This is a genomic window from Pseudomonas borbori (assembly GCF_900115555.1).
Taxonomy (GTDB): Bacteria; Pseudomonadota; Gammaproteobacteria; order Pseudomonadales; family Pseudomonadaceae; genus Aquipseudomonas; species Aquipseudomonas borbori.
In genome coordinates this window covers 24668-43094 of the sequence record NZ_FOWX01000034.1, presented here as the reverse complement: position 1 = coordinate 43094, position 18427 = coordinate 24668, and the positions used below count along the sequence as shown (strand labels likewise).

Annotated in this window: 12 protein-coding genes and 3 pseudogenes; 6 read left to right on the top strand and 9 right to left on the bottom strand. The window is 58.2% G+C overall.

The annotated features are described in order from the left end of the window. The first annotated feature begins 524 nt into the window (after positions 1–524). The gene (locus BM315_RS20175) at positions 525–1277 is read left to right on the top strand and encodes an SPOR domain-containing protein (RefSeq protein WP_244527338.1); all 753 of its coding nucleotides are present in this window, start codon (positions 525–527) and stop codon (positions 1275–1277) included. A 355-nt stretch (positions 1278–1632) separates the two neighbouring features. On the opposite strand, the gene BM315_RS20165 is transcribed toward BM315_RS20175, so the two are convergent. Beyond that, complete coding sequence (locus BM315_RS20165) at positions 1633–2487, bottom strand: helix-turn-helix transcriptional regulator (protein WP_090504788.1); 855 nt, start codon at positions 2485–2487, stop codon at positions 1633–1635. A gap of 188 nt (positions 2488–2675) precedes the next feature. Next, a pseudogene (locus BM315_RS20160) lies at positions 2676–3571 on the bottom strand (XdhC family protein). A gap of 90 nt (positions 3572–3661) precedes the next feature. Here BM315_RS20160 and BM315_RS20155 point away from each other — a divergent pair. Next, on the top strand, positions 3662–4447 hold the full coding sequence (locus tag BM315_RS20155; RefSeq protein ID WP_090504785.1) for an alpha/beta fold hydrolase: 786 nt from the start codon (positions 3662–3664) through the stop codon (positions 4445–4447). Here BM315_RS20155 and BM315_RS25315 read toward each other — a convergent pair. The 6 genes and pseudogenes from BM315_RS25315 to BM315_RS20125 all read right to left on the bottom strand — a co-directional run. Further along, positions 4440–5256 (bottom strand): annotated as a pseudogene (locus BM315_RS25315) (MFS transporter); the annotation flags it as partial. The gene BM315_RS20155 and the pseudogene BM315_RS25315 overlap by 8 nt on opposite strands. Positions 5257–5447: 191 nt before the next feature. After that, positions 5448–5948: a (2Fe-2S)-binding protein gene (locus tag BM315_RS20145; protein ID WP_090504782.1), complete on the bottom strand. Its 501-nt coding sequence runs from the start codon at positions 5946–5948 to the stop codon at positions 5448–5450. Positions 5949–5950: 2 nt separating this feature from the next. Then, the gene (locus tag BM315_RS20140) at positions 5951–6757 is read right to left on the bottom strand and encodes an FAD binding domain-containing protein (protein ID WP_090504779.1); all 807 of its coding nucleotides are present in this window, start codon (positions 6755–6757) and stop codon (positions 5951–5953) included. Further along, positions 6754–9753, bottom strand: a complete 3000-nt coding sequence (locus BM315_RS20135; protein ID WP_090504776.1) for a xanthine dehydrogenase family protein molybdopterin-binding subunit — start codon at positions 9751–9753, stop codon at positions 6754–6756. Before BM315_RS20135 ends, BM315_RS20140 begins: the two co-directional genes overlap by 4 nt. A 162-nt stretch (positions 9754–9915) precedes the next feature. Then, positions 9916–12129 carry a putative bifunctional diguanylate cyclase/phosphodiesterase gene (locus BM315_RS20130; protein ID WP_090504773.1) on the bottom strand — a complete coding sequence of 738 codons (2214 nt, stop codon included), beginning with the start codon at positions 12127–12129 and terminating at the stop codon, positions 9916–9918. 376 nt (positions 12130–12505) lie between these two features. Continuing rightward, the gene (locus BM315_RS20125; protein ID WP_170862269.1) at positions 12506–13309 is read right to left on the bottom strand and encodes a CmcJ/NvfI family oxidoreductase; all 804 of its coding nucleotides are present in this window, start codon (positions 13307–13309) and stop codon (positions 12506–12508) included. Positions 13310–14412: 1103 nt separating this feature from the next. Between BM315_RS20125 and BM315_RS20115 the strand changes: the two genes are divergently transcribed. The 4 genes and pseudogenes from BM315_RS20115 to BM315_RS20100 form a co-directional block, all read left to right on the top strand. Beyond that, entirely contained in the window at positions 14413–15537 is a 1125-nt protein-coding gene (locus BM315_RS20115; RefSeq protein WP_090504767.1) for an alkene reductase, read from the top strand. A 64-nt stretch (positions 15538–15601) separates the two neighbouring features. Further along, complete coding sequence (locus tag BM315_RS20110; RefSeq protein ID WP_090504764.1) at positions 15602–16585, top strand: LLM class oxidoreductase; 984 nt, start codon at positions 15602–15604, stop codon at positions 16583–16585. A gap of 137 nt (positions 16586–16722) precedes the next feature. Further along, positions 16723–17028 (top strand): ArsR/SmtB family transcription factor, encoded by a 306-nt coding sequence (locus BM315_RS20105; RefSeq protein ID WP_090504762.1) that lies wholly within the window; start codon positions 16723–16725, stop codon positions 17026–17028. Between the two features lie 94 nt (positions 17029–17122). After that, positions 17123–17428: pseudogene (locus BM315_RS20100) on the top strand (chloride channel protein); the annotation flags it as partial. A gap of 89 nt (positions 17429–17517) precedes the next feature. Here BM315_RS20100 and BM315_RS20095 read toward each other — a convergent pair. Further along, positions 17518–18372, bottom strand: coding sequence for a helix-turn-helix transcriptional regulator (locus BM315_RS20095; protein WP_090504760.1), 855 nt, complete (start codon positions 18370–18372; stop codon positions 17518–17520). Between the last annotated feature and the right edge of the window lie 55 nt (positions 18373–18427).

Sequence of the window (18427 nt, the reverse complement as noted above, 5' to 3'; positions counted from 1 at the left end):
TGTTGAGCAGAGCTTTCAAGCTCAGCGCTCAGTTCCGCAAATTATTCAGGACTAAGCACAAGATCCGGAGCGTTCACCAAGAACTCTCCGGGGTAGGAAATGGCACCTGAAGTGTAGTATAGGACACCGGCATCGTTTGAAAGGGTGACAATAATTCAGTAGCGTCTCCCTGCCCGTACCGTAAAGGTCCGGCTAACAATCCTTTCATTTATACCGAGCGCGTAGGCATGGTTTGAATCTTGAATAAGGCACTTTGGCCACGACACTTACCTTAAATACAAGTATTTGAATGGATCACCCTGCAATCCATCTGATACGGTTTTTTTCGATAATCTGAGCCTTTTTCGTTAACCAACAGTCTATAAAGTGCATTCACGATGCTCTTTCAAACAATAAAAATCAGCCAATAGTTTTGGCTATTGGGCACACTGACGCGCTCAAGAATTTAGACCATCCCAGGATCAACAATAGAACCCCGTTTATCAGAAAGAAATGGGGCAAATAACTATTCACTTGTTTTGGAGATGGCCGCTGTGCGAAAGCTTGGCTTGGGCTTCCTGGTAACTGGCGTTTTGGGGCAACTATCAGCACTACTATGGACCTACACGTCCATAGGACCAATTTGTCAAAATAGCGGCGGCAATTCATACATCCAGCAAAAAGTGACAACGTTCGAACAGCTACTCGATGACACCGCTGATAAAGTTGCGACAGAGCTCAGTACCAAACATTCCGACGGGCTCGCGAACCCTGTGAAAAACGAATCCCGCATACCCGATTCAACGGAGGCTGACGCCGTACAGTTTTTGATCGCAAAGCCAGACGAAACACCAGTACTTACGCTGCCCTCATTGCCCACACAGGCACACAAATGGACAATGATTCTCAGCGGTATGATTACTTTTACCGGCCTGCTCTTGGCACTCTTCGCCCGCAAAAAAACCATTGATCGGCAATGGCACGTATTTCGCACCGTTCCAAGCTCTCTAATCACGCTGAAACGCCGGTGTTTGACGTGCGGCTGCTTCATTTCCTACACTAAAAAATCTGCCTCAGCCACGCCTTCATCCGGACTTTGGGTGATCGAAATTGCATTGAACACACCCAGCCGTCATCGCGCCAAAAAAGCCATTCAACAGCTGGAGTTGCCGGTAGCGCGTAAAGAAAACAACTTTGTCGTCATCGGCCCGTATAAACAAAAGCAGGACGCGGCCCGAGTCGCGAAAGAGTTGAGTGACAGTCATGGTGTTAGAGGATGGGTGATGGTGGGAAATTGACATAGTCCTATTTAGCGCTGCACCGACCTCGAACAAATGGCGACCTTAAACTACAGCTTCGCTGAAAATTTCTAATTGTCGCCGGAAGAATATCGCCTGAAATTTCTGCAAAATTCATTTAAAGCCGGAGCGGACGCTCACGACTGCGATTGCTGGGACTTCATCCTGCAGTGGGTAGCCGAAACTCAGGAAGAGCTTGAGTTGATGCGCGAAGAACGCATGAAATAAATTTATGACCTTCTGGACGATTGATAGACTCTACAAATTTCGTAGCCTATACAAGCCGCCAGTTTCAAGATGAAAGACTAGCGTCAGCGGCGGGAGTATTGCCCAATACCCCCGCCCTCCTCTCGGTTCAAACCGCCGCATAACAATCCACTACACGCCGGTACTGGCTGGGAGAAGCTCCGATATGTTGACGGAAAAACCGTGTGAAATGACCTTGCTCGGAGAACCCGAGGTTCTCCGACAACAGGCCCAAAGTTCCACTACGCTCACGCTCCAGCCAGGCAAAAGCCCGGCGCATGCGCGCGTCGTTCAGCAAAAGGGTCGGCGTCATGCCGGTATCTTTCTTGAACAGCGCAAAGAAGTGCGCCCGAGACAGACCACAAGCCCGCGCGGCATTGTCGATCGGGTTCGGATCATCAAGGTGCTCAAGTAACCAGGCGGTGCCACGGCGCACGCGTGCGTCCCGGAACTGACCTGAGCTCGGCGCACCCAGGCGCGACAAATGCCGCCAGCTGGAAAAGTCCTCGATCAGTGCGATCAGGAAATCGAACAGCATGAACTCCATGCGTTCTTTCGGCACGATCCCGTAGCCATGCGCTTCGGCGACCAGAATGTCGGCCAAGGTGCGATTACGGCTCGACAGTTCGATGCACGACTGGGCAAAAAAGTCCGGCCGACCGCTGAGCGCCAGCGACTGCTGGGCAGTGCCCAGCCAGGCGGGCTCGATGTAGAGCGCCAGGATTACGGTGGCACCGGCACCCGGCTGCGGATCGTAGAAATGCGGCTCCCAGGCGTTGACCAGCACCGCCGTGCGATCGCTGAGCGGAACCCGCCGACCGTTAACGTTGAAGTAAGTGTCCTCGCCGGACACTTTGACCAGCACATGGCATTCGGAATGGGTGTGGGTGACCAGCGAACGATCCATATTCAGCAAGGCGACCCGGCCAAACCTGCCGTGGAAAACCCGTTGGGCAATCGACATCAGATTCCTCCGCTCGCTTGAAGCGATATCGTTATCGGCCACAATGCATATCATCGGGGCGACTATCTATTTCTCAACCCCGGCGATCGCTCTATGGTTCAGCAACACTTGGCTGGCCACTATCGCGCGCGAATGACCGAGCGTCTACCTCGACTTTCGCAGCCCCCACGCTCGTCGGAAAAACCGCCTTACAAGGCATGGCGTTCTTTCCCGTGATAACCGCGCAGGATATCGGCCACCACCGCCAGAGCGATTTCCGCCGGGGCCTTGCTGCCCAGATCGAGGCCGATGGGCATGTGCAAACGGGCAATCTGTTCATCTGCCAGATCACCGATGCGCTTGAGCCGCTCGGCGCGCTTGGCCGAGGTTGCCTGAGAACCCATGGCACCGATGTAAAACGCCGGGGTGTGGACCGCTTCCATCAGCGCCAGATCATCGATTCGCGGATCGTGAGTCAGCGCCACCACCGCGGTCGCCGCGTGGCAACCTCCGGCGGCAATGAACATTGAGGGCAGCACACGTTGCATCTCCACGCCTTCAAGATGTACATGCAGCATCTCTTCCCGCGGATCGCAGGCGATGACTTCGCAGCCGATGGCGCGGGCAAAACTGGCGCACCCTCTCGTCGACGACTTGCACCCGCTCGCTGCCGTGCCCGGTGTATGGGTCCAGGCTCAAGGCACCGCTGCTCAGCTCGACATGACTCTGCAGACGGCGCTGGCCGAGTAACGCCGCTCAGGCTCTCCAGATGTACGATCCATTCAAGACTGGCAGCGCGGTGCTCGACCAGCACGCCACCACAGGGCAATCGTAGACGGTGGCGTTGCTCGACGCTGTCGCCGTAACTGACGATCTGCGCCGGTTCGCGTAACTCACCGCGCGCCAGACTTTCGAGAAACTCCTCCTCGACGCAGCCACCCGACAGCGAGCCGATGTGGTCGCCCGTGCCATTGGTCATCAGCATCGCACCCGGCGCACCCGGCGCCGAGCCATAGGTGTAGAGCACCGTGCACAGCCACTGGGCCTGCCCGGCGCGAGCCCATTGCAGTGCCTGGTCGATCACCTGAACATCGAGATGGCGCATGTTTTCCATACCACAAGCAAAGCGTGGTACTGCATGCGGGGTTACGTTTACGGTAACCTTCGAGCAACCTTGTTCAATCGTTGATTCAACATGTCGCCACAACAATTTTTGCAACTTGGGCCGCTGCGCCTGGAATATCGCCATATCTCTGCGGCTCACCCATCGCGACCGACGCTTGTGCTGCTGCACGAAGGCCTCGGCAGCGCCGAACAATGGAAAGACTTCCCCCAGCGCCTGGCCCAGGCCAGCGGTTACGGCGTGGTCACTTACAGCCGTCAGGGTTATGGGCAATCGAGCCCGGTAACCCTGCCGCGTCCGCTGAACTACCTGAGCAGCGAAGGCCCTCGTGAACTGCGGCAATTGCTCGATGCCTTGCAACTGCCGCAAGTGGTCTTGCTCGGTCACAGTGACGGCGCATCCATCGTCCTTGCCTATGCCGCCGCCAACGATCCACGCGTGTTGGGCAGCATTGCACTGGCGCCTCACGTGATTGTCGAGACCGAGAGCCTCGATGGCATTCGCCATACCACTGAGGTTTGGCATCAGGGCGAATTGCGCGAGCGCCTGGCACGCCACCATGGGACAAATGTCGACGGCGCTTTTCACGGTTGGAGCGACAGTTGGTTGCACCCGGACTTTTCCCTGGTTGATCTCGAAGCGCAGTTGGCTTGTATCGAAAAGCCGCTGTTGGTCATTCAGGGGCGCGAAGACCACTACGCCACGCCCGAGCAACTGGTGGTCATCCAGCGGCAGGTGCTTGGACCGTGTCGCTGTGTGTTGCTGGATAACTGTCGGCACTTTCCCCAAACCGAAGCGACTGAGCGGACCTTGCAGCTGATCTGCGAATTCCTGGAGCGCCTCCCCGCCTTTATTTGAAATTGCCTTGGGTTTCTGGAATCACCACGCTGCCAATCAGATAGATCACTGACAGACCGGCAGCGAAAATCGCCAGCACCATGGGGATCTGCGCCGGGCTGCTGCTGACCATGGACACAAAGGTCGGCATGGTTCCGCCGAGGACGAAACCGATGTTCCATGACAACCCGGGGCCGCTGGCTCGCAGCTCGGTGGCAAAGCGTTCGTTGAGGAAGATTAGAATCGGCGCGATGATCGCCCCGCCCAAGAAGGCAATGCCCACGCAATACAGCGCAGTGCGGGTCAGCGAACCCGGTTCGGCGACACCAAGGAACATCCGTGATCAGCAGATTGACCATCATTACGCCGCGGTACTCGCGACCAAACAGACGCTTGAGTGGCGACACGATCACTATTGCCAGCCCCTTGGTTTTGCGGGCTTGTTGCAGTTGCTGCCAGACCAGGGTTTCTTCCCGGTAACGGAACATCACCAGACCGAAAAACGTGCTGAGCAGGCCGCAGAAGAACATGAAGCGCCTGCCCCAGACGTCAAATTCATCTCCGGGAAAGATCTCCGACAACACCAGATAAGTGACTGACGCCAACAGCGCGCCCATGCCGGCGCCACCGATCACCCCGGACATCAAGCCGCGATAGCGCGGCGAGATGGATTCTGTGCCAATGGTGTGAGATGAGGCGACAATGCCGCCAACGAAAACGCCCCGAATCACCCGCAATACCAAAAACAGTATCGGGGCCAACACCCCGACCTGGTGAATGGTCGGCAACGCACCAAACAGTGCCGTGGAAATACCGACGCCGACCATCGACCGGTTCTGCATCGCTACCAGCAGTCGGTCACCGCGTTGCAGCCCGAGACGTTGCAAGCCCCGAGCTGCGCTCTGGATATCGACAAACTAGTCTTCATAGGTTTTCTTCAACGCACCGTCACTGACCGCCACGGCGTGTGGTCGGCGTTCAACGGCAGCGAGGAAACTGCGTCCGAGATCGAACATTATTGTTATCCCCCTTTGTTCGTTTGGCGCTGGGCAGCGACTTCGAGCACGGCCTGGACGATGCCGGTGTAGCCCGTGCAGCGACATAAATGCCCCGAAAGCATGTCGCGTACCAGGGGCTCGTCCGGGTTGGGTACCCGTTCGAGGAAATCCACGCAGGACATGAGAATGCCCCCAGTGCAAAAGCCGCACTGCAAGGCGTGATGACGGCGAAAGGCTTGTTGCAGGTCGCTCAGTGTGTCGTCGTCGGCCAGGGACTCGACGGTCTCGATACGCCGCTCGTGCCCCTGTACCGCGAGCATCAGGCAGGAACGCATGGCGACCCCGTCCACCAGCACCGTGCAGGCGCCGCAGACACCGTGTTCGCATCCGACATGGACACCGGTGGCACCGAGGTCGTGGCGCAGGAAGTCGCAGAGTTGGGTCCGCGGTTCAGCCAGGGCTTCGCGGGAGCGGCCATTGAGTTCCAGGCGAATCGGAAAGCTTTGGTCGGCAGTTACACGCATGTTCAGGCTCCTTCAATCAGCTGGTGACCCAGCTCGCGAATCAGTTGGCGGCGATAGGCAGCGCTGGCGTGCACGTCGTCTTGTGCGTCGAGCGACCAGGCGGTTTGATTGAGCGCGTCCGGCAGCGCCGCACCACGAGGCAGGCTGCGACGTTGCGGACGGTCGGCGACCCCGCCGATGCCCAGTTCGACCTGGTCCGTGCCGATGGCCGCGGCCAGGGAGACAATTGCAAAGTCGCCGTGGCGCATGGCGATTTCGCGGAAGCGATAGGTGATGCCTTCGCGCTTGAGCGGAAAACGCACCTCGACGACCAGTTCATCCGCACGCTTGTCGGTGGTGAGAATGCCTTGGAAGAAGTCGGCAGCCTTGACGATGCGCTGGCCTTTTTTCGACTCGAGAACGATCTCGCCGCCCAGCGTCATCAGGCACAGCGGCAGCTCGGCGCTCGGGTCGGCATGAGCCACCGAACCGCAGACCGTGCCGCGATTACGCGTCTGGAAGTGACCGATCCAGGGCATCGCCAGTGCCAATAAAGGCACCTCGTCCATCAGGGTCGAACGCGCCAGCAACTGCGCCTGTCGTACCCCGGCACCTACCGCGAGGCAATCCTTGCGCAGTTCGATATAGGCCAGGTCAGCCACATGATTGATATCGATCAGCAACTTGGGTTGAGCCAGGCGCATGTTCAGCACCGCCATCAGCGATTGGCCACCGGCGATGATGCGAGCCTCCTGACCATACTCGGCGAGCAACTCAACCACCTGACGACGGCTGTTAGCCCGAACGTAGTCGAAAGCAGCCGGTTTCATTGAGCACCTCCCTTGCCAAACAGCGCGCCAAGCGAGGCACGCAGTCGCGCCCACCAGCCGGTGGAAATGGCTTGGCCGCTGACGCGTTGCGACAGGCGGGTGAAAATCTGTCCGATGATCACTTTCGAGGCCCCTTGCAACATTCGGCCGCCGACCGCGGCGACTTTGCCGCTGACCGCCACCTGGTATTGGTATTCCAGACGTGTGTGGCCATTTTCCAGTTCGACGAAACGCACCTTGGCCTGGCCTTGGGCCGAGCCCATCGAGCTGCTGCCTGAGCCGGACAGACGCAATGAATGCGGCGGGTCCAGATCACTCAGGGCAACCTTGGCCTCGAAGCGCGCGCGGATCATGCCGACGCCGACGGTGACGTCCGCGCGGTAACGGTTCTCGCCTTCAAGTACGAGGTCGTGACAACCGGGAATGATCGCGGCCAGCGTCTGCGGGTCGAGCAAGGTATCGAAGACCTGTTGCGGCGAAGCAGGAATCACCACCGAGTCGTTGGCCCGCAGTGCCGGTCCACCAGCTGGTGTCGCTTCCAGGTTTTCATCGGGCTCCATACCGGCGGGCCGTGGCGGCTCGTCGATCCCGATCAGCGTGCGTACTTTCGATGGCGTCAGTGGCAGGCGGATGTCCGAGCGACCGAGGGCGTCGGCCACCGCGTTGGCGATGCACACCGGTGTGCTCATATTGTTGCCCTCGCCCACCCCCTTGGCGCCCAATGGGGTGAATGGCGATGGCGTTTCCATGTGCAGGATCATCGGCTCGATCACTTCCGGTGCGGTAGGCACCAGATAATCGGCGAAAGTCCCGGAGAGGAAGCTGCCGTCCTCGCCATAGGCAAACTCTTCCATCAGCGCCGCGCCGAGGCCTTGGGTGAAGCCACCACGAATCTGGCCATCGACCAGTGCCGGGTTGAGCAGGCGGCCGGCGTCATGACAGGTGACGTAGCGATCGATGTGGATCTCGCCGGTCATGCGGTCGATTTCCAAACCACAGATGTCGAAGACAAAGCCGTAGCACAGCGAGCTATTGACCTGATCCTGGTCGTCAGGTGCTACCAATTGCGGCGGGCTCCAGAAGGCGGTTTCGCGCAGACCGCCGCTTTCACCTTCCGGCAGCAGGCCCGGCGACCAGTGGGTCGCCCCGGCAATCCGATGGAATGGCGCCACCGCCCCGCCATTGACCACAAAAATCTTGCCGTCCGCGAAACGAATATCTTCGGGACTGGCCTGCAATTGCTCGGCGGCAATCGCGGCGAGGCGATCGCGGATCTTCAGCGCCGCCTTGTAGACGGCACCGGCCACAGCACCGGCGAAGCGACTGGAATAGTTGCCCGAGGCGATCGACCAGGCGTCTTTCTGTGTGTCCAGTTCGACGTTGACCACGATGGATTCCAGCGCGACGCCGAGCACTTCGGCCACGATCTGCGCCACGGTGGTTTGATGGCCCTGCCCTTGCGGTGCCGAGGACACGTGCACACTGACGTCACCCAAGGGGCCGACGTTGATGGTTGCGGTTGCGACAGCGCCGTTTTTCGGACCGGCCTTGCGCCGCTCTTCGGGTGTCATCGCGGTGGTGATGTAGCCCATGTTGGAAATCGACGGTTCGATGACCGCGGCATAACCAATGCCATAGATTCGGCCTTCGGCACGCGCCTGATCACGACGTTTGAGCAACTCGTCGAGACCACCATCAGCCGCCGCCAAGGCAATGCCTGCCTGGTAATTGCCGGAATCGAGCAACGCACCGGCGGCCGCGCGATAAGGGAAGGCATCGGCCGGCACCAGGTTGCGGCGGATCACGTCCAACGGATCAAGCTTCAACTGCACGGCGATGTGTTGCAACAGCCGCTCCAGGGCGAAATACACCTGCGGGCCACCGAAACCACGGTTCAGGCCGGAAGGGGTTTTGTTGGTCAGCACTACCCGGTTGCGCACTTGCAAATTGCGGATTGCGTAGGCACCCGTCAGGTTGCCGTGCATGCGGTAGAAAGTCGCAGGTTCAGGCGCTCTCAGGTAGGCACCACAATCGTCGATCTGGTCATAACGCAAAGCGCTGATGCGGCCGTCGGATTCTACTGCCGCTTCGATTTCGGTCACCCGATTGGTCGCCGAAGAAGCCCCCTGCAGATGTTCCAGACGGTCCTCGACCCACTTCACCGGCGCGCCGACCTTGCGTGAAGCCAGGCCCATCATCACCACGTAAGGGAAAACCCCTTGCTTGATGCCAAAGCTGCCGCCGGAATCTTTCGGTGTACGCAAACGCAAGCGGTTGCCGGGCACATTCAGTGCACGGGCCATGACCGTATGCAACGCATAGGGGCCCTGGAAATTGGCAAGCACGTCATAAATGCCGGTGGCGCGCTCGTACTGAGCCAGCACCACATAGCATTCCATGGGTGTGCAGGAACTGCGCGGAAACTTCACTTTGAGCGAGACCTTGTGCGGCGCTTGCTCGAACGCCTGCTCCGGCTCTCCATAACGAAAGCGCCGTTCGTTGACCACGTTGCTGCCGACTGCTTCGTGCAGGATCGGCGCCTGTTCGGCGGTGGCCAGTTCGGGGTCGATGATCGGTGGCAGCGGCTCGTATTCAACGCGCACACCTTCGATGGCGTCTTCGGCCAGATAACGGCTCTCAGCGATCACCACGGCCACCGGTTCTCCGACGTAACGCACCTTGTCGACGGCGACGCACCAGTGCTCCATCGGCTGACGTACACCCACCGGAAACGGCAGCGCCCAGCGTTTGACGTCTTCGCCGACCAGCACGCCGTGCACGCCTTTCATCAGCAGCGCTGCGGAAAAATCCACCGAGGTGATCCGTGCATGAGCGTGGGGTGAACGGATGATCGCCGCGTGTAGCGTTCCCGGAGGGATCGCAGCGTCATCGGCATAGCAGCCGAGGCCGCGCAACAATGCGGCGTCCTCGACACGGGCCTGGCGGGCGCCGATGTGGCCGGTCTGGCTTTCGGTAGCAGGTTGGAAACTAGTCATTTTTTCGCGGCTCTTGTTGTTTTGCAGCGCGATAGCGTTAGAGCCGAGTGTGTGAGAAAGGCGCAGGGAGCGCCTTGCCTGGGGAGATGGAGCACTGCGCTGGGGTCTGAAAATTTGCCTTAGCGTCTGATCTTCAGGGCTGGGCCCCGTCAGGATTGCCGGTCAGGGATGGAACGCCGGGAGGCCCAAGAACGCTTCGAGTTCTACAAAAGGCATCGGTTTGGCAAAGTAATACCCCTGAAAAACATCGCAGCGACTGCCCTTCAGGAATTCCATTTGGGACGCCGTTTCCACGCCTTCGGCGACCACCGTCAGGCTGAGGTGATGGGCCATGGAAATAATGCCTTGGGTGATCGCTGCATCATTGTGATCGGTAGCGATTTCCTGGACGAACGAGCGGTCAATCTTGATCTTGTCGATGGGCAAACGCTTGAGGTAGCTGAGGCTGGAAAAACCGGTGCCGAAATCATCGAGTGCAATGCGCACCCCCAACGCCTTGAGCCGGTGCAACGTGTCGATTGCCTGTTCAGCGTTATGCAATAGAAGCGACTCGGTGATCTCCAGCTCAAGCTGCCCGGCGCTAAGTCCGTGCTTGCTCAGCACTGTCTGGATACACTCGACGAACTGGCCACGCTGGAAATGCATCGGCGAAATATTCACAGCCATTGAGATGCTCGTGACGCCCTGCTCACCTAGCCGGCGCAACTGCGCGCAGGCCGCATCTAGTACCCAAAGGCTCAGCGGGATGATCTGACCACTGTCCTCTGCCACCGGCACAAACACCGCGGGTGAGATAAATCCTTTTTCTGGATGCTCCCAGCGCAGCAACGCTTCGAGCCCGACCACCCGACCCGTGCGCGCGTCTATCTGCGGTTGAAAATACAGCTGTAACGTCTGAGTTTCGATCGCCTTTTGCAGGTCATTGCGCAGGCTCGCGTGCTCGCAAACGCGCTGATTCAGATCGCTGGTATACCACTGAAAGTTGTTGCGCCCTTGCTGCTTGGCTTTGTACATCGCCATGTCAGCCTGCTGGATCAGCTGCATCGGATGCTCGATATGACCATCACTGAGGGTGATACCGACACTAGCACTCACGTGCAGGTCCATGCCCTGGACGCAGTAGGGTTTGGCAATGCTGGCCATCAATCGCTCGGCCACCGGTACAACGTCCTCATCACAAAGCAGGTCCGGCAGCAGAACGATAAATTCATCACTGCCCATGCGCATGATGGTATCCCCGGGACGAACCTGCTGGGTCATACGCTGCGCTACCTCAATCAGCACTTGGTCGCCGAAGTAGTGCCCGATCGAGTCGTTGATGGATTTGAATCCATCCAGATCGATGCACATCACCGCCAGGCGACGCTTATGCAGGCGACTGATGTGACAATCCTGAATAAGCCGGTCTTCAAGCGAAACACGATTAAGCAAACCGGTCAGCCGGTCATGGCTGGCGTTGAAGCTCAATTGACGCTCGAAATGCTTCTGCTCGCTGATGTCCCGGGCAATGCCAAACACTCCGACGATCTCTCCATTGACCATGATCGGCAGGTTAGAGACGTCCATGGTCAACAGGTTGCCACTCTCGTCGCGAATCCGTGCCTCGAAGCGTTGAGGTGCTCCAGCGCGTGCTGCGGAAAAATGCTGGCTGACCCGCTGGAGGTCTTCTTCGAGCACCAGATGGGAAAAGTGATGGCCAATGAAATTAGTTGCAGTGTGCGGTTTCAGCTTCAGACCTGCTGGATTAACACTCTGGATGTTGCCGGCCAGATCGAGAGCGAACACCGGGTTGGGGTTGTAGGTGAACAATGAACGAAAACGTTGCTCGCTTTCCTCCAGACGTTGGCCATCACGTTCATAGCGGATGGCGATGACTGCCAGTTGGGCCGCGCAGACCAGTTGTTGAATCTGCGCCTTGTCCGGCGCATGGGCGCGGTTCTGGTACAGAGCAAATGTGCCCAACACGCTTCCTTGATGGGAGAGCAAGGGCAGCGACCAGCAGGAACGCAGGTTATGCCCTAGCGCCAAACTGCGAAAACGCTCCCAGTTTGGGTCCCGGGCGATGTCTTCGGTGACCACCAGCTCGCGCCGGAACGCTGCGGTGCCGCAGGTTCCTTCCTGTGGACCAATGGCCATTCCATGAATCGCCTCGCTGTACTCTGGGGGGAGGCCGGGCGCTGCGCCGTTCAGCAAGCGTTTGCCCTCGGCATCAGCAAGCAAAATCGAGGAGAAGTTTTGGGGGGCTTGTGTATCGAGCATCTGGCAGATGGCGCAGAGTATTTCGCCCAGATGATGGTCGGTCGCGATCATTCCAAGAATGTCACGTTGCGAATCGGCAAGTGTCTTGCTGTGCAAGCTCGTGCGACAAGTATTCATGGTGATTCCTGAAGACTCTCAAGGTCGTCCGGTCTTCAGAGAGCCAGATACAGTGGGCGGCCGATCACTGTCCACTAGTACGTCGGTCGCGCACTGTATAAAGCACCGACTGGTTAAAAAAGGCTCAGAGCCAACATAAAAAACGGTGTCAGCTTGCCGCCATCTGGCTGACTTCGCTTTCTCGACTAGCGGAAATTTCTCGGCCAATTTTATCCACCACCTGTGCGTCATCGCGCTCGGCGTACTGGAAATTCAAAGCAACATGGTTGACACCGGCCGCATGCAGGCTTTCGAGAAACTACAGGATCACATTGCACCCGGCGCGCAAACCCAAGTGAATCGGGCACGGGTGAGGCCCACGCCAGGTGGCCACAACCTAATCAAAGAAGGCTAGGGAGCGAACTTCGATACTCTCGCGCGGCGAGGCTCCTGGCGGCGTATGGGGGTCCTGGAAGGCGGTATGGGGCGTGAAGCGGGCACGGCCGTCGTGACGCGAGTCATACCCCTTGATCAGCAAGACTTCGTCACGGCGCATGTCTGGAAAATAGTACCAGCGCTGGCGCGGATTGTAGGCCAGGTGGTAGATCTCACCGATACGATCCGGATAGACCAAGTCGGTGGCCAGCAGGTCATTGGGGTTTAGCGTCGAGGCGTCCAGCACGGCCAGCGGCGAGCGCTTGACGGGCCCGCTCATCGGGCGCCAGAGGTTGATCTGGGCCACCGACACCGCTGCCAGTGCGGCAGCCTGATCCCAGCCCAGCACGTCGCGGATACGCTCAGGCCCCGAGCGCTCGGTGTAGTCATTATGCACACGGCTGGCTGGGCCGCGAATATCCCGCCGCTCGGCGTCGCTGCGCCTAGTGTGGTCGAAGATGACGACCCGGCTCGCGCCCGTCAACTCTTTGATCAAGGCCTTGACCTCGTCATAGTAGACGTTTTCCACCGAGGTATCGTCGTAGAGGTCGTCGACCACCGTATCCCGCCGATGGAGTTCAAACCCCTGTTTGTCCAGAGAAAGGCTGTCTGCCAACGGACGACCGTTGTTTATCGTGACCTCGCGCTCCTCCTGCTCGGCAAAGTAGTGCGGTTCACTGTCACCGGTCAGAGCCTCGGTATGCACATAGGGCTTAGCATCGTGCTTGACCAGGTAGGTAAGTGTCGTGATGACGCTAGCGGGCATATCACTTGTGCACTTCAAGTAGCGCCTCCCAGTCTGCTGACCGCATCCGGCGTAGTGTCACCGTGGCGGCGCTGTAGCTTGCATGTAGACACCCTCTACTTTTAATCATATGCCTTCGAACGGGCACCTTCAAATGCATCTTGGGCTTCGCGGCAACTATCGGTCGATGGGTGTTCTACGTTTTCGCGTCGAGCGCATTTGGATCAAGTGGTTGTCGCGTAGGTCGCAGCGTGGGAGGTTGAACTGGGAGAAAGCAGCGCAGCTATTAAAGTTGCTTCCCTTGCCAGCACCACGGATTAGCAAAGCCTGTTACTGAGGAGCCGGATGCGTGAATTGCGCACGTCCGGATCTGTGGGAGGCCGGCTCAGGTAACTGGCCGGTCGACCCGACTTTCCGGCGCTACCGGCAGCTTCTGGCCGCTTCTGTTGAAAAAGTGGCTCTCCTGTTTGCCTGCGGCAAAATCGCTCCATTGGTCAGCGCGAGAGAACGAAGCATGATGGGACAGTTATCGGGTGGATAGGAGCGGTTATTTTACTCGTTCAATCTTGAAGACCATATCCCAACAAATCATCTTTTGCGCAGCATTGATGAATGTCTCGATCTGAGCAACCTGCGATAGCTGATTTTGACTGACCGACATGGAGCCTGTGAAATCGCCCGCGAGGTCATGGCTAGCTGAGTACCCGGATAGGTCATTGAGTTCCGGCAGCCTATGTCAAAATCGCATCAGTGCGAACACCGATCACCTATCACGTCAGGCAGAAGTTTCCCATGCCGCGCGCGGGATCGCATGGTGGCGTCGCACATACGGGCTGAGAAAGGCAAAACTAGATATTGACATATCTCGAACTCATGAATAGTCTCAACTCGAAGCCACCCCACGTGCCTCAGGATGTGCCCAAATGCAGAAGTACAGCGATACTCATTCGAACTACGCCCCCCCTCCCCCCGACAGCAGCTCCGGGATGTTGGTGAGGGTTTGCTGCTGGCGGGGGAATATCTACGTCAGCCTCAACGAAGCGCCTCTCGGGTTGTTCTGATCCCGTGGAGCCGCATCGATTTAACTTAATGCATCGATATTTCTAGATATGCAGGTAAATGAAATGATACAGTCCGCGCTCTTCACAACCGTACAACTGGGGCCCTACAGCCTCAAGAACCGAATCGTTTTGCCACCGCTGACCCGTTCGCGTAGCTCCCAGCCTGGCAACATTCCGAACGATCTCATGGCCACCTATTACCGCCAGCGTACTGGCGCGGGATTCATGGTGACCGAAGGCACCCAGATCGAGCCTCGTGGACAGGGCTACGCCTGGACTCCTGGCATTCACAGCACCGAGCAGATTGAAGGCTGGCGCAAAATCACCGACGCCGTTCACGCCGAAGGGGGTGTGATCTTCGCTCAACTTTGGCATGTCGGCCGCGTGTCGCACACGTCCCTGCAGCCCGGCGGTGAAGCGCCGGTCGCGCCGTCAGCCACCAAGGCGGACAACGTCAAGGTATTCATCGAGACAGGTCCTGGCACGGGTGCACTGGCCGATCCATCGACCCCGCGCGCGCTTTCCACCACAGAGGTGAAAGAACTGGTCCAGCTCTATGCCCAGGCGGCCCGCAATGCCCTGGACGCTGGGTTCGACGGGGTGGAACTGCACTGCGCGAACGGCTACCTGGTGAACCAGTTCATTTCCGCCCACACAAACCAGCGTGAAGATGAATATGGTGGCTCGTTGCAAAATCGACTGCGCTTCCTGCGCGAAATCACCCAGGCAGTTGCTGGAGTCGTAGGCAAGGAGCGCATGGGCGTTCGCTTCGCCCCGCTATTCGCGACCACCGATGAAGATCGCGTCTACCTCGGCCTAGTCGAGGAAGATCCCCATCAAACCTATGTCGAAGCTGTGAAGATTCTTGAGGAAGTGGGGATCGCCTACCTGTCGCTCGCCGAGGCCGACTGGGAGAACGCACCCGATCTACCTGAAGCGTTCCGGGAAGATGTCCGCAGTATCTTCAGCGGCAAGATTCTCTATGCCGGCAGGTACACCGCTGAACGCGCAAATCGTGTCATCCAGGCAGGCTGGGGCGATCTGATCGCGTTTGGCCGTCCTTTCATCGCTAACCCCGACCTGCCCGCCCGTATCGCCAACGACTGGCCGCTCAATCCGGTCGACCCGACAAGCATGTATGGCGGTACCGACAAAGGCTACACCGACTATCCGAGCTATCGCCCCTGAGCGATCCACGCCGCGTCCCAGACTCCAGGGCGCGGCTTACGCTTGCTGACCGAGGAAGATGAACATGTATCAACCGAGCACGATACCTTACCAGGAGCATCGAGGATTCAGACGAACGTTCAGGCCGGGTCATCTGAGCCTGGGACTGTTCTTTCCCTTGGAGGCTTTCGAAGGAGATACACCGAGCATGCTCGATCAGGTCGGATTGGCCAGACGGGCGGAGACACTTGGCTTCTCTGCGCTCTGGTTTCGCGACGTTCCACTCAGGGATCCAGACTTCGGCGATGTCGGCCAGGTCTTCGATCCTTGGGTGTACCTGGGGTACATGGCTGCGCATACGACTGACATCGCATTGGGCACCGCCTCCATCGCCCTCCCCTTGCGCCATCCCTTGCACACGGCCAAGGCCGCGGCGAGCGTCGATCAGTTGAGCGACGGCAGCTTGCTTCTAGGGGTGGCTTCGGGCGACCGTCCGGTGGAGTTCCCCGCATTCAACGTTAATCCCGAAAAGCGTGCCGAGGTCTTTCGAGAACGCTGCGAAGTGATACGCCAGGCCCATAGCACCTACTTCGAGCCCATTCGCTGGAATGGCGGTGAATTGCTGGGGGCTGACCTCATCCCCAAGCCCACGACTCGTCAAATCCCACTTTTCGTGACCGGCCACAGTCGCCAGTCGCTGGATTGGATCGCGCGCGAAAGCCACGGATGGATCAACTATCCACGTCCTCCGAAAATACAGCGGATGATCGTGGATGACTGGAGACAACAGGTCATGACCGAGTGCGGCCCGGTCTACAAGCCGTTCATACAGTCGCTTTACATCGACCTCGATGCACGCCCGTCCACACCACCCTCCCCCATTCACCTAGGATTTCGCCTGGGGCGTGACCACCTGCGAACCTTGCTGGAGAAGCTCCAGGAAATCGGCGTTGACCATGTCATCCTTAACCTGAAGTATGGCAAACGCTCAGCAGTCGACGTTATCGAAGAGCTCGGCACGCACATCGTTCCGCACTTCGGCGCACAGGTGTCTGGCAAAGTGAGCTGACAGGGCAATGGGACTGCAATCAGGAATCATCTTGCCTCGCGACAAACGGACCGCAGAGGTCACTTTGATGCCTTCCAATTTTCCGTGCGAACGAGGAAGATATCGTAATATCGCGAAAAATAGGTATCGAAAACCTTATGAACATTGACATCAACGAAGCCCTGAAAGCCTTGGCGAACCCGATGCGCCTTGACATCCTCAATTGGCTCAAGGATCCCAGGACGAACTTTCCCGAGCAGGAAGTCGACCCGGAAACAGTAGGCGTGTGCGTCAGCATCATCCAGGAGCGCACCGGCCTTTCGCAGTCCACTACATCGCTTTACCTCACATCCCTGCAGCGCGCGCACCTGGTAACCTCGCAGCGGATAGGCCCTTGGACCTATTACAAACGCCACGACGAAAATATCGATGCCTTTTTCAAAGTGCTGCAAGAAAAGATCTAGGTCCACGCTACCCGAGGACCGTTTACCGGCGGCACCCAAAGCTTTCCCTTAACGACAAGCGCTTCAAAAGGTTTGATCGCGGCGGAGGGTCTCAACCACTTCATCAAAACTCTTTGGCGCATCTGTGGGACGTGAGGGTAGAGCGGTGCAGATGGGAGGCGCCCTTGCCGATCAACTGACGCATGTCTTCCGGCTGCGTCGCGAAGATCGCCGGGGGATTCTCATGGCCGGTATTAGTGCTGGCTTTGCGTCCGTCTTCGGCACCCCTCTTACCGGGGCCTTGTTCGGCCTTGAAGTGTTGGCCATCGGACGTATGCGTTACGACGCGCTCCTCCCTTGCGTGGTTGCGGCAATCATTGCTGACCAGGTGGGGCAAGCCTGGGGAGTGGTTCATATGCATCGTGGAGGGACATGCCCACAATTAACAAAGGGCGCACCGCAAAAACAGCAACACTCCGCAAATTCTATTCAAAGCCAACGATCTATGGCTCAGGAATGCGGGTAACTGTCCACCACCCGCTGGTACTGGCTCGGCGAGGCGCCGATGTGGTGCTTGAAGAAGCGCGTGAAATGCCCCTGCTCGGAGAAACCCAACGACTCGGAAAGCAAGCCCAGGGTGCCACTACGCTCGCTGTCGAGCCAGGAAAAGGCACGCTGCATCCTCGCCGCGTTGAGCAGCAGGTTGGGTGTCATGCCGGTGTCCTTGCGAAACAGGGAATAGAAGTGCGCGCGTGACAGACCACAGAATTTGGCCGCATTGTCGATTGGCGCCAGGTCATCCAAGTGATTGAGCAAATAGTCGGTACCTTTGCGCACTCGCGCGTCGCGGTATTCATTGGCGGTGCGAACGCCCATCCGACAGAGATGCCGCCACTGCGAGGAGTCTTCGATCAGCTGGATGAGGAGGTCGAACAAGTAAAACTCAATACGCTCCTGCGGAACCAGGCCAAGGCTGTGCATTTCAGCAATCAAGCGATCCGCCAGATTGCGGTTTTGCGTGCTCAGCTCCATGGAAGATTGCGCAAAAAAGTCTGGCCGGCTGCTCAAGGCTAGCGACTGTTGCGCGGTGGCAAGCCAGGCCGGCTCGATATACAGAGCCAGAATCAAGGTATTGCCGGCACCTGCCTGGTAATCGAAATAATGCGGTTCCCAGGCGTTGACCAAGACAGCATTGCGGTCAGTCAGCGGCACCTGACGGCCTCGGACGTTGAAGAAGGTGTCGTCACCCGCCACTTTCACCAGTACATGGCATTCCGAATGGGTATGCATGACTAAGGGTTTATTCATGTTCAACAAGGCAACTCGGCCGAAATTGCCATGAAATACGCGTTGTGCGACTGACATAAGCTATTCTCCCTCATCCGCTGGATGAGCGTTGTCCGCAGCGCTTGGTTCTATC